This is a genomic window from Streptococcus sp. HMSC034E12, assembly GCF_001835915.1.
In the GTDB taxonomy this organism is placed as follows: domain Bacteria; phylum Bacillota; class Bacilli; order Lactobacillales; family Streptococcaceae; genus Streptococcus; species Streptococcus vaginalis.
This window is the reverse complement of record NZ_KV826442.1, coordinates 1-453: the sequence shown is the minus strand read 5'-3', so window position 1 is coordinate 453 and position 453 is coordinate 1. Positions and strand designations below refer to the sequence as shown.

Genomic DNA, 453 nt, shown 5'->3' with positions numbered 1-453 from the left:
GGCTCTATAATATTTGTAGTGGGTAAATCCCCTATAGATCTTATGGAGCCTATTTTTGTGTAGAAAAAAAGTTCCATATGACCTATAATGAAAAGCGACTAAACAACTCATTAGAAAGATTCATATGGAACAATTACATTTTATCACAAAACTCCTTGATATCAAAGATCCTAATATCCAAATTATAGATATCATCAATAAGGATACACACAAGGAAATCATCGCTAAACTGGACTACTACGCTCCTTCTTGTCCTGAGTGTGGAAGTCAAATGAAGAAATATGACTTCCAAAAACCGTCGAAAATTCCTTACCTCGAAACAACTGGTATGCCTACTAGAATTCTCCTTAAAAAGCGACGTTTCAAGTGCTATCAGTGCTCGAAAATGATGGTCGCTGAGACTTCTCTCATCAAGAAGAATCATCAACCAAAAAATTGCTCAGAAACTGATTG

At 35.5% G+C, this 453-nt stretch carries 1 protein-coding gene; it reads left to right on the top strand.

The features are described from left to right. Positions 1-124: 124 nt before the first annotated feature. On the top strand, positions 125-453 hold a 329-nt coding region (locus HMPREF2574_RS05975), incomplete at its 3' end, for a transposase family protein (protein ID WP_373878897.1).